This window comes from Simiduia sp. (assembly GCF_058345725.1).
On record NZ_JBTUOC010000011.1, the window covers coordinates 1 to 10,108 of the forward strand.

General features: G+C 58.1%; 10 protein-coding genes. 8 read left to right on the top strand and 2 right to left on the bottom strand.

The window, feature by feature from the left end; translation table 11 throughout:
• Nucleotides 1-536: 536 nt before the first annotated feature.
• Nucleotides 537-2,462 carry an aminotransferase class I/II-fold pyridoxal phosphate-dependent enzyme gene (locus ACW8F6_RS02510; RefSeq protein WP_491574265.1) on the bottom strand — a complete coding sequence of 642 codons (1,926 nt, stop codon included), beginning with the start codon at nt 2,460-2,462 and terminating at the stop codon, nt 537-539.
• Between the two features lie 114 nt (nt 2,463-2,576).
• Here ACW8F6_RS02510 and ACW8F6_RS02515 point away from each other — a divergent pair, with 114 nt between their 5' ends.
• From ACW8F6_RS02515 to ACW8F6_RS02550, 8 genes are all read left to right on the top strand, one after another.
• Nucleotides 2,577-2,762: a CPXCG motif-containing cysteine-rich protein gene (locus ACW8F6_RS02515; protein WP_491574266.1), complete on the top strand. Its 186-nt coding sequence runs from the start codon at nt 2,577-2,579 to the stop codon at nt 2,760-2,762.
• A gap of 106 nt (nt 2,763-2,868) precedes the next feature.
• Complete coding sequence (locus ACW8F6_RS02520; RefSeq protein WP_491574267.1) at nt 2,869-3,447, top strand: hypothetical protein; 579 nt, start codon at nt 2,869-2,871, stop codon at nt 3,445-3,447.
• A 166-nt stretch (nt 3,448-3,613) separates the two neighbouring features.
• Nucleotides 3,614-4,405, top strand: a complete 792-nt coding sequence (locus ACW8F6_RS02525; protein WP_491574268.1) for a putative hydro-lyase — start codon at nt 3,614-3,616, stop codon at nt 4,403-4,405.
• Between the two features lie 20 nt (nt 4,406-4,425).
• A complete protein-coding gene (locus ACW8F6_RS02530; RefSeq protein WP_491574269.1) occupies nt 4,426-5,169 on the top strand; it encodes a 5-oxoprolinase subunit PxpA in 744 nt (247 codons plus the stop codon).
• A complete protein-coding gene (gene pxpB / locus ACW8F6_RS02535; RefSeq protein ID WP_491574270.1) occupies nt 5,163-5,849 on the top strand; it encodes a 5-oxoprolinase subunit PxpB in 687 nt (228 codons plus the stop codon). The genes ACW8F6_RS02530 and pxpB overlap by 7 nt, the downstream gene beginning before the upstream one ends.
• On the top strand, nt 5,846-6,790 hold the full coding sequence (locus tag ACW8F6_RS02540) for a 5-oxoprolinase subunit C family protein (protein WP_491574271.1): 945 nt from the start codon (nt 5,846-5,848) through the stop codon (nt 6,788-6,790). The genes pxpB and ACW8F6_RS02540 overlap by 4 nt, the downstream gene beginning before the upstream one ends.
• The gene (locus tag ACW8F6_RS02545; protein WP_491574272.1) at nt 6,787-7,635 is read left to right on the top strand and encodes a DUF4392 domain-containing protein; all 849 of its coding nucleotides are present in this window, start codon (nt 6,787-6,789) and stop codon (nt 7,633-7,635) included. Before ACW8F6_RS02540 ends, ACW8F6_RS02545 begins: the two co-directional genes overlap by 4 nt.
• 59 nt (nt 7,636-7,694) lie before the next feature.
• On the top strand, nt 7,695-8,552 hold the full coding sequence (locus ACW8F6_RS02550) for a D-amino acid aminotransferase (protein ID WP_491574273.1): 858 nt from the start codon (nt 7,695-7,697) through the stop codon (nt 8,550-8,552).
• Here the strand turns inward: ACW8F6_RS02550 and ACW8F6_RS02555 are convergent.
• Entirely contained in the window at nt 8,546-9,862 is a 1,317-nt protein-coding gene (locus ACW8F6_RS02555) for an MFS transporter (protein WP_491574274.1), read from the bottom strand. The two genes, ACW8F6_RS02550 and ACW8F6_RS02555, sit on opposite strands and share 7 nt — an antisense overlap.
• Nucleotides 9,863-10,108: the final 246 nt, after the last annotated feature.

Below are 10,108 nucleotides of genomic sequence, written 5' to 3' on the forward strand. Positions count from 1 at the left end.
CCGAAGCGTTTCGTTTGAACCCCGGGTTCGATCAATCGTCGGGAACGATTGAGACCGCGTCAGCGCCGCGAAACGGTCAGGGGCAGGACCCCTCTGAGTCAATCCCTCTCCAATTACGCGCCGCCCCCCACGCACTTACCCAACCAGCGTGGGGGCTTTTTTAATTGCCAACCGAAGCGTTTCGTTCGAACCTCGGGTTCGATCAATCGTCGGGAAGGATTGAGACCGCGTCAGCGCCGCGAAGCGGTCAGGGGCAGGACGCCCCTGAGTCCATCCCTCTCCAATTACGCGCCGCCCCCACGCACTTACCCAACCAGCGTGGGGGCTTTTTTAATTGCCAACCGAAGCGTTTCGTTCGAACCCCGGGTTCGATCAATCGTCGGGAACGATTGAGACCGCGTCAGCGCCGCGAAGCGGTCAGGGGCAGGACGCCCCTGAGTCAATCCATCTCTAATAACGTACATTCTCCGTGCACTTGCAGAATTTACGTGGCGTTTTTATGTAATTTATTCGCACGGGTACGATTTGAGCTGAGTTTAAAGAGCCTCCAGCTCCGCCTTACCCTTCGCCTCGGCCTCTGACTTCATGACGCGAATGTGGGGCTCGCCATTCACCACCTGTACGCCGTGCATTTCCAGGTCTTTACGCTCGTAAACGTAATTGGCAATGGCCGCGAGTATTTCCGCACTCAATTCCTGGCCAGGCACCACTAGTGGAATGCCCGGTGGATAGGGCACGATTTCATCGCACACCACGCGCCCCACCAAAGAAGAGGTGCCCGCCTCGCGCGTCAGTCGTACCTTTTCACCTTCGGCAAAATAGGCTGTGCGGGGCAGCACGCAAATTTTACTGAGCGCCGGAATGGACTGGTGGGTGTATTCCATGGGGAGACCCGACGCCGTCTGGGCAATTTTATGCAGTGCTTGTTTCAAGCGCAGCACTTTGCTTTCAGTGGTGCCAATGGTAACCAACAGGGTAATGGTATTGTGGGTATTTTTCTCAACCTGAATACCGTAGTCGTTAAACAGTACCGCTTGAACTTTGGGCGCCGACAAGCCGGCACAACCCACATCGATAGTCACCTTGGTGGTATCCAAGCGAATGCCGTCGCCCTTAACTTCATCGTCGCACAGATCGTCTACCCCCAGTGATTTAAAGGGCGTATTTTGCTCTACGTAATCGCGAATTTCCTGGGCAAAATTGAGCGTGCGCGAGAGCACGCCGAAGCCTTCAATACTCATTTGTTTGCGCGCCACATCCAAGCTCGCAATCATGCCGTACTGAGGGCTGGTGGAGGTGTGCATATTGATGTCTTCGCGAAAGCGAGGAGCATCAAAGTCTTTCACTCCGTGACCCACGTGAATCATCGAGGCCTGGGAAAAAGCCGATAGCATCTTATGGGTGGAATGGGTGACAAAGTCGGCGCCCGCCTCCAGTGCCGTGGGTCGCAATTCGGGATGAAAACGACCGTGCGCGTACCAGGCTTCGTCAATCAATACTTGAATGTCGTGGGCGTGCGCATAATCGATAATCGGTTTTAAGTCATAGCGCAAACCGTCGTAGGTACACGACGTTAAAATCAACAGCCGCGCCTGAGGGTTGGCGTCGATGGCCGCAAAAATTTTCGCTTTAGCCACCGGCCCGTACACGCCGTAAGTTTGGTTGACAGAGGACTCCAAATACACCGGCACAGAGCCGCTCATGATCATGGCGTGGTGCACCGATTTATGGCAGTTGCGGTCGACGATCACCTTATCGCCGTGGCGCATGAGATATTGCAGTACCACTTTGTTAGAGGTCGATGTGCCGTTGGTCACATAGTAGGTGTGGCGCGCACCAAAGGTTTTGGCCGCCAGATTCTGCGCCTGGCGGATTACGGTGACCGGCTCCATCAGCGAATCAAGCATTTTCACGCTGACCGATAAATCGGTGTTGAACATGTGCTCGCCCATAAAGCGGTAAAAATCCACCACCCAGGGGCTGGAACTCAGACTGTCGCCACTGGAGTGGCCCGGTGTGTGCCAGGAGTCTTTGGCCGCGTACACGTATTCTTTTAACGCATCGGCAAAGGGCGTGGCCGTGCGCTCAAACAACTCGCGGCGCAGGGTGCGGTATACCACCCCGTAATTTGACTCGGCGCGTGAAATCACGCCTTCAAAGTCGGCGTCTTCGTCGGGCATTTTACCGGTGGTCAACAATATGCAGTCGATTTCTGCGCGGGTAGCGCGCACCAAATCAAAACAGGCGTCCAGGTGCGACTCACCCAAGCTGCCTTCGTCCAGCGCGACAATTTGTGTCTCACCCTTATACAACTGTTCGGTGAGCTGACCAGCTTTGCAGTGCGAAAACCGCAGGCGAATGGGCGAGCTGGTATCGGCCTCGGCCACCTGCTTCAGTTCGCTTACCCAGCGGTTACCAAAACCGGCCTCTTCAGTAACCAATACCACCCGGCAAATTGCCATTTTTCACACTCCTTAAAACGTTAACCGCCAATTACAGCACGGGCAGATCGCCATTTGCACCCATATGCCCCACTTAGGGTAGTATGTGCAGCGCGGGCCCGTTGCGAGGAAACCATGCTGGAAGAAGTTCAACACCACTGCCCCTACTGCGGCGAGCCCATCTGCCTGCTACTGGATATCAGTGGCGGCGACCAAACCTACGTGGAAGATTGCGAAGTCTGCTGCCGTCCGATCACGGTACAGCTGCAGGTGGCCGGCGAGCACTACCAATGCCAGCTCAGTCACGAAAACGACGCCTAGGCAGGTATAGTTCACAGCGAATTGACACCTAAGACGCATTTAGCGCTGATACCCACAGCATCAAGATCGTCTAGATAATGAGATTACCCATACACGGAATGCCCCATTGACCGCTCAACCCAATGCCAAGCCCCTGTTTGTGCTCTCTGCGCTGGCCATTCTGGCCGCGCTGCTGGCAATCAGCGTGATGATTTTCAGCGAGCGCGACCACTACGAACTAGAGGTGCCGCTGGCCGACATTCCCATCGACAAACCCCACTATCTGGAGTGGCACAACCAGCAGTTGGTGATCATTCGCCCGCGCGACGAGCTGCTGGCTAGCCAATACGATAGCCGCATCCACAAATCTAAAGAGGTGGTCGATCCGCCCGAGCGCACCAGCCGGGAAAAGTATCCCGTAAAGGTGTTTGTGTTTGATCGCAACCAGGGTTACCTCATGTTTGGCTTTCACAAGTGGTACAACGGGATAGTGCCCTGTGCCGCCTTTCACTACATTGGCCAGCCATTTTTGCACCGAGACAGCGTAGTTCAAGGGGGGTTCAAGTGCTCTCAAAGCCTGGACGACTTCTGGCAGGATAAGCTGGTGTTTAACCTGTTTGGCCGCGCCCAGAGCCCCGAGGTGCCCGACCTCTACGTACCCTATTACCGAATTGTGGGCGACACGCTGGTCATCGGCCTAAAATAGTCCGCACACCAGTTACCTGTGCGGCCCAAACCTCGCAGCGCTAATAGGTGGGCGCAGACGCAACATAGGGTCAAGTAAATACCCATGTACGCGGCGCGAAACACCCTGTAGCCTTTTCAATACCCAAGGCCGCAACTCGAGCCACCACAAGCGAACGGATGCTCCCATGACCCCACTGTTTACACAGCCCGCCGATCTGCGCCGCGCCATTCGCGCAGGTAGCTTTACGGCGAACACCTCCGGCCAGGCGCCCGGCTTTGTGCAGTGCAATCTGGCGATACTACCCAAAGATTGGGCCGGCGAATTTTTGCAGTTCTGCCAAAAAAATCCTAAGCCCTGTCCGCTCATTGCCATGAGCGACGAACCGGGCAACCCAACGATGCTCGCCGCCGGCGCAGACGTCGACATTCGCTCAGACCTGCCCCGCTACCGGATTTGGCGCGATGGCGCGCTGATTGAAGAGGTGGCCGACGTGCGCGAGCACTGGCGCGACGATCTAGTGACCTTTTTAATTGGCTGTTCCTTTTCCTTTGAAGAGGCATTGCTGGCCGACGGGCTGGACATTCGCAATATTAGCGAGGGCAAAAATGTCCCCATGTACAACACCCACCTGCCCTGCTCGCCAGCCGGCCGCTTTCGCGGCAATCTGGTGGTGAGTATGCGCCCCTTTGTACCGCGCGACGCCATTCGCATGATCCAGATTTGCTCGCGCTTTCCCTCGGTACACGGCGCGCCTGTGCACTTTGGCGACCCGTCCGCCATCGGTATCCGCGACCTGCACGCCCCCGACTATGGCGACGCAGTCACCATCAAGGCCGGTGAGGTCCCCGTGTTTACCGCCTGCGGCGTCACCCCGCAGGCCGCCATCATGCAGGCGCGACCGCCCTTTTGTATTACCCACAGCCCCGGCTGTATGCTGGTGACAGACATTCCCAACGCCACACTGGCGATTCTCTAACGAGGCAACGCGAGAAGCACATGACGCTACTGTTAAATTGCGATCTGGGCGAAAGCTTTGGCGCCTGGACCATGGGCATGGACGCACAAGTGATGCCCCATATAGACCAGGCCAACATCGCCTGCGGCTTTCACGCGGGCGACCCGATGATAATGCAGCAAACCCTGTCGCTGGCGGCCGAACACGGCGTAGCAATTGGCGCGCACCCCAGCTACCCCGATCTGGTGGGCTTTGGGCGCCGCTCGCTGAATTGCAGCGCCGGCGAAATTCGCGCCCTCTTGTTGTATCAACTGGCTGCCCTAGACGGCATGGCGCAAGTACAGGGCCAGCAGGTGGCCTATGTTAAACCCCACGGCGCCCTCTACAACGACATGATGGCCAAAGACGCCGTGCGCGCCGCCGTTATGCAGGCCGTGGCCGGGTTTCACCGGCCCGTTAAACTGATGCTACAAGCCACGCCGCAGGCTGAATTGCACCGCCAGGAAGCGCAGGCGCTGGGCTTGGAGCTCTGGTTCGAGGCCTTTGCCGATCGCTGTTACGCCGACGACGGCAAACTGCTGTCGCGCAGCCTGCCGGGCGCCGTTCACGACCACCCCAAAATGATGGCTCAGGTCGAGCAGCTGGCAGAGCATGGCACTATAACCACGGTTGGCGGCCATACCCTGGCGCTGCAGGTCGATACGCTGTGTGTGCACGGTGACAACGCTGCAGGCGTGGCCGCCATTGCCGATATTCGCGCTCTGCTGGACGCGCGCCCATGCTAACCCTGCAAACCGCCGGCGCCGATGCGCTGATTGCGTATTTTGGCGACCCCGACCAGGGCATCGACGATCGGGCAGCGGCGCGCGTAGCTGCCTGTGCCAGTGCACTGCGCGCGCGCGCGCCCGTGTGGTTAGTGGATCTGGTGCCCTCCTACGGGTCGCTGCTGATCACCTACAACCCGTTGCTGGCCGATCCCCTGACCGTGCGCGCCAGCGTGCGCCACTGCGCCCAAGGCGCGGAGACCGAGGCGCAAGCGGGCCAGTTGGTGCGTCTACCCGTGTACTATCACCCGGAGGCAGGGCCAGATTTAGACGCGCTGGCGCAGCGCGCAAACATGACTATCGAAGAGTTGGTAAGCATTCACTCTTCAACAATTTATCGGGTCTATGCCATCGGCTTTGCACCTGGGTTTGCCTATCTGGGCCAGGTGGATGAACGCATTGCAGCGCCGCGCCTGGCCACGCCGCGCACCAAGGTACCCAAGGGCGCCGTGGCCATTGCCGACCGGCAAACAGCAGTTTATCCGGCGCCTTCGCCCGGCGGCTGGAATCTGATTGGCCGCTGCCCCACCCCCATGTTCGACCCCAAAGCCGAACCCACCATGCCTATTCAAAGTGGCGATCGCGTGCAGTTTTACGCCATCGCGCGCGACGAGTACCTGGCGCTCGGAGGCAGCCTGTGACAACGCTAGAAATCCTAAAGCCGGGGGTATTGTCGCTATTGATGGACACCGGTCGCTACGGCCAACACAGCCTGGGGCTAACCACCGGCGGCCCACTGGATGCCGAGGCGTTTTACTGGGCTAACACCCTGGTGCGCAACGCACCCAATGCCACCGCGCTGGAAGTCGCGGTAGGCGGGTTGGAAATGCGCGCCCATCAAGCGCTAAAACTTGCGGTCACCGGTGCCACACTGCCGCTCACGATCGACGGAAAACTCCAGCCCCTCTGGCAGGGGCACAAGGTGGCACCCGGCAGCCTGATAAAACTCGGCTTTGCCGAGCGGGGTGCACGCGCCTATGTGGCCGTGGCCGGCGGCTTCGATCTGATGCCACAGTTTGGCTCCACAGCCACCGTGGTGCGCGAGGGCATTGGCGGCCTCGACGGCACGCCGCTGGCGGCCGGCGACAGCTTGCCGATTGCCACGGCCAGCCCACAAGCGCCGCTGCGGTTGCCCGAGCAATACTGGCCAAACTACCCCACTAGTCCCACCTTGCGGGTCATCGAGGGCTATCAGGCCGAGTATTTTAGCGCCGCCCAGCGGGCCCTGTTTTACAGCCACGAATACCAACTTAGCCCCCAGTGCGATCGCATGGGCTTCCGGCTCAAGGGCCCGGCCCTCAAGTGCGCCATAGGGGGTATTGTCTCGGAAGGTATTTGCCTGGGCGCCATTCAGGTGCCCGCCGATGGCCAGCCCATTATTTTGCTCAACGACCGGCAAACCATTGGCGGCTATCCCAAAATCGGCAGTGTCTTCACACCCGATCTGGCGCAATTGGCGCAATTGATGCCCGGCGCCACCCTGCGCTTTACCCCTATGGACGCCGAGCGCGCCCACGCCGAACTGCTGCTCGCCCAGCGCCGCCGCAACCTGGCCACACTCGCACTGGAAACCTGCCCATGACCCCTGAACTGCTGGCCCTCTCGCGCACCTTGGAAGACCTGCTGGTGCGGCGCAATCCTCGCGGCATGAAAGCGTTGCAGCAGGCCCTCGAGCCCGGCTACCTGGCTCGCGCGGTGGCACTCATAGAACAGGCGCGCGGCACCGTCTTAATTGCCACCGGCTTTCCCGTGGTGGGCACATTTGAAACCGACGGCCCCGTGGGAGCTATCGCCCTCTATGAAACACTAGAGCATATAGGCCTAAACCCGGTGTTGGTGTGCGGACCGCCGCTCTCTACTGAATTGGCCAAACGCTATCGACTGCACGAAATACGGGTCGGCAAGCCCGATTGTCTGGATGCCCACCACGCCGAAGTGCAGGCTGCACTGACAGACCTTAATCCGTCGTTAATCATTGCCATCGAGCGGCCCGGGCTGGCCAAAAACGGGCACTACCACAACATGCGCGGCGAAGACATTTCCGCCGGCACTGCCCGATTCGACACCTTTATCGAACTGGCCAAGTGCCCCTCCATCGGCATCGGCGATGGCGGCAATGAAATCGGTATGGGCAATGTCTATGCCCACCTCGCCAAATTGGACATAGTGCCCGCGGCCACCTGTGTCGACGAGCTGGTTATTGCCGATGTCTCCAACTGGGCAGCGCACGGCTTAATCGCCCTGCTGGGTTTCCGGCGCGGTGAAGATTTGCTCGCCCAGATCGACATGGTAGCTATGCTTGAGTATCTGTCGGCCGGCAATAGCGTAGACGGCGTTACGCGCCGCAACGAGATAACAGAAGACGGCTTGGCGCCAGACATTGGCCTGACCTTGATTGCCGATTTACGGGCGGCCACCGGCTTTTAATGCCGGCGTAACGGGCCAATAGTACACGCATTTATCACAACACTTTTTGGGTATTACATATGTCTATTGCTTACTTAAACGGCGAGTACCTGCCACTCGAGGAAGCCCGCATATCACCATTGGATCGCGGCTTTTTGTTTGGCGATGGCATCTACGAAGTGGTGCCCTCCTACGGTGGCAAACTGGTGGGCTTTGGCCCCCACATCGATCGGATGAAAGAGGGCCTGAGGCTCATTGAAATCGGCTTGCACTGGAGCACAGAGCAATGGCAATCCCTGTGCGAACAGTTGATGACAAAAAATGGAAGCGGCAATCTGGGCATCTACCTGCATGTGAGTCGCGGCGCCGACACCAAACGCTATCACGCCTACCCGGAGGGCGTGGAGCCCACGGTATTTGCCTTTACATTTGAGATTGCGGCAGCCCCCGTGGCCGATAAGGCGCAAACCAAAGCCTACACCGTTTCCACTACCGAAGACTTGCGCTGGCGCCGCTGCAACATTAAATCCACGGCGCTTCTCGGCAATGTAATGCACTTTCAACAAGGCTACGCCGCCGGCAACAGCGAAACTATTTTGTACAACAGCAAGGGCGAAGTCACCGAAGCCAGTGCCTGTAACGTATTCATTGTGAAAAATGGCGAAGTCATTACCCCACCATTAGATAACCAGTTGTTGCCCGGTATTACCCGCTTGATGCTGCTCGATATATTGCGCCAGTACACCCAAATACCGGTCGCCGAGCGCACTATTACCTTGGAAGACTTAGCGCAGGCCGACGAGGTTTGGCTCACCAGCTCGTCGAAAGAGGTGGCACCCGTTACCGCCATTGACGGCAAACCGGTCGGACAAGGCGCCATTGGCGATGTGTGGCTGGCGGCGCAAACAGCTTTCGTGGCGCACCGCTTCGACTACTGAACAAACCCCGAACTGTCACTCTCACAACTCGGTCCGCGCTGCGAGGCCGCCTGCCTGGCGGCCATAGCTTGCGTTAAACAATACGCACACAGGCAGCCTAAGCACATCGCGACCGCCAAGAACATAAAGTACCAGGCAAAGCCCTGGTCGCCCGCATCCAGTATTCTGCCGGTAACGGGGGCAAAGAAAATATCTGGCGTAAAACCCACAACAGAGATGACACCCACCGCCGTACCCGTGGCGCCCATGCGTATTTGGCTTTCACTGATCAGGGCAAAGTAGATACCGCGCAGGGCAAATACCCCAATGAATGTCAGCAACAGCGTAATGCTGATCAGTAGCACCTGTGGCTGGCCGTCACTCATCCAACTCATCAGAACAAAAGCGCCACCGAGCCCGGCAAACAAGCCTAGTGTCATGCGGCTGGCGCACAACCGATCGGCTAATAGCCCAGCCAAGACCGCTGCCGGCGGGCGCAGGTAGCTAGCCCAGGTCGTAAACTGCGCCGCTTCCAGTTGCGACCAGTGAAGGGCCTGCACGACAAAAATGCCATAGTTGTCCAACGCTTTGTAACCGCAGTAGGCACACACCACTACGCCACCCTGCAGCCAAACCAATGAATTGCGCAGGATCGAAATGGGCGGTCGGAGATTTCTCACCTGTCGCCTCTCCGCTGGATCGGCCGGCGGATCGGCAATGCAGTAGTAGGCAACAGCAGCCACCGCGAGCGTGAGCAATGTGTAATAGGCCACTAGCGGTCGTAGGGCTGCGAGGGCTTGGGCCGATGAATTGAAATTGCCATCAGTGGTCTGAGGGGCGGTGCTCAGAAGCAATAGCGCACCACTGGCAACCAGACTGGCAATGAAACCGCGACCGCCATCCAATAATCCAAAGGCCAAGCCTTGCTGCGTTGCCCTCGCCGCCAGGCGCGTCGCTTTTATCATGGCCGCCCAAAACAACAAAATTGTGGTTGCACCCCAATAGCCAAATAACAGCGCAAGTCCCGTGTGGTCGGGACCACTCCACAGAAACAGACCGCCCAGCGCCGTTGCGCACAGCGACAAACTCATCAATCGATGCGGCGCGAATCGGTCGGCAATAAAGCCCCCAGGAAAGTAAGACAACATTGCCACTACGCCGTAGACGGCAAAAATATCGCCCAACTGCGTGTTGGTGAGATCAAAGGCTTGCAGAAACGTGGGGCGAAAATATCTAGCCATATGAAACGGCAGCGCAAATATCAGCTCGCCCGCCAAAATAATAACCAACACGCGCAAAACCAATGACAAAGATTTTTTCTGCGCCGCCATGCCCAGCCCTGTCTTTGTTAGTGGATTATCAACGGGAACAGCATCGAGACCCTAAACGGTAAAGTCAACCCAACGACCGCAGCCGACTCTGACTAGCGTTTGGTAAAATCACCTAAACTTATCTTATGGTCGCCCACGCCCACCGGAGTTGCCGTGCCGTCAAATACTCGCACACCGTCGATGCCGCAGGCTTCTGCACCGGGACCAACAGCCATTACCTCCACTTGAATGGGCTTACTAAAATCG